The organism is Legionella quinlivanii (assembly GCF_003265995.1).
Classification (GTDB): domain Bacteria; phylum Pseudomonadota; class Gammaproteobacteria; order Legionellales; family Legionellaceae; genus Legionella_C; species Legionella_C quinlivanii_A.
Genome location: NZ_MVJN01000023.1, coordinates 1 through 1,284 on the forward strand (window position 1 = coordinate 1; position 1,284 = coordinate 1,284).

The window sequence follows — 1,284 nt, forward strand, 5'->3', positions numbered from 1 at the left end:
GGCTCTACCCCAATGAAGGGGGCACTTTAATCAAATTAGTATAAACTAAGTCCTTGATTTAGCGATCAAAAGGAGATTAAAGTGCCCGGATACAATCTTATCCTAAATTTACCTGGGTTTTCCATAGTAAAAGTGAGCGGTTATCAGCCGTTATTGTTAGATGTTCGTTATAATCGCATAGCGCGTTGCAGCCATTGTCAAAGTAAGAAAGTTCGTAAGAAATCCTCTTATATACGAGAGGTTCATCATGAGTTAATTGGCCATCGCCGAAGTATTCTACGGTTCAAGGCCTATAAGTTGTACTGCCATGATTGCAAACGCTATGGCAATCAACAATTTCCTGGAATCAATAAATATCAGCGTTCAACCTGGCGAGCGCAAGCTGCTGTATTCCATGAACATACACGCGGCGTCTCGCAAAAAGACCTCGCTGAACGCTTCAATAAAGGCAAAGCAACCATTGAGCGCTGGTATCAACGGCATTATAAAGAACAAAACAAAGAGCTACTTAACCGACCTTGTCCTGTCGTATTAGGTATTGATGAGCATTTCTTTAGTAAAAAAGAAGGGTTTGCCACCACTTTCTGCGACCTGAAATCCCGTAAAATCCATGATGTAGTGCTCGGCCGAAGCGAACCTGACCTTAAAGCCTACCTCCAGCAATTACCCGGCAAAGAACGAGTCAAAGTGGTCTGTATGGACTTAAGCAGTTCTTATCGCTCTATAATAAAAAAGTACTTCCCTAATGCCCTGATTGTCGCTGACCGCTTTCACGTTATTCGTTTAATGCAGCACCAATGCATGATGACTTACAGGGAGCTCTGTTCTGAAATAAAAAATAACCGCGGAATCCTCGCTCTTCTTAGAACTAGACCAGATAACCTAAGTGAAGAAAAGAAAAAACAACGCGATGCATTCCTCGCTCAACATCCTGCTATAGAGGCCATTTATCAATTTCAACAACAACTCCATACCCTTTTAATGAAAAGAGCCCTCACACAAAAAGCCTGCCGAAAGGTAATTCCTGCTTTCCTTGATATGCTCACTCAATTAAAACAAAGCGCCTTTAAAGCACTCGCTGCCTTGGGGAAAACTCTCTGGGCTTGGAAAGAAGAGGTTGCCAGAATGTGGCGATTTAGTAAATCAAATGGCATTACTGAAGGCTTTCATCGAAAAATGAAACTTATCCAGCGAAGAGCATATGGATTTAGGAATTTTGAAAACTATAGACTACGTGTTAGAGTCCTTTGCGGATGATTAAAGCTGCCCCCGTTATTGGGAAAG

At 42.0% G+C, this 1,284-nt stretch carries 1 protein-coding gene; it reads left to right on the forward strand.

Going from position 1 to position 1,284, the window contains the following annotated elements:
* Positions 1-81 precede the first annotated feature (81 nt).
* Complete coding sequence (locus B1207_RS15840; protein ID WP_112220852.1) at positions 82-1,257, forward strand: ISL3 family transposase; 1,176 nt, start codon at positions 82-84, stop codon at positions 1,255-1,257.
* Positions 1,258-1,284 lie beyond the last annotated feature (27 nt).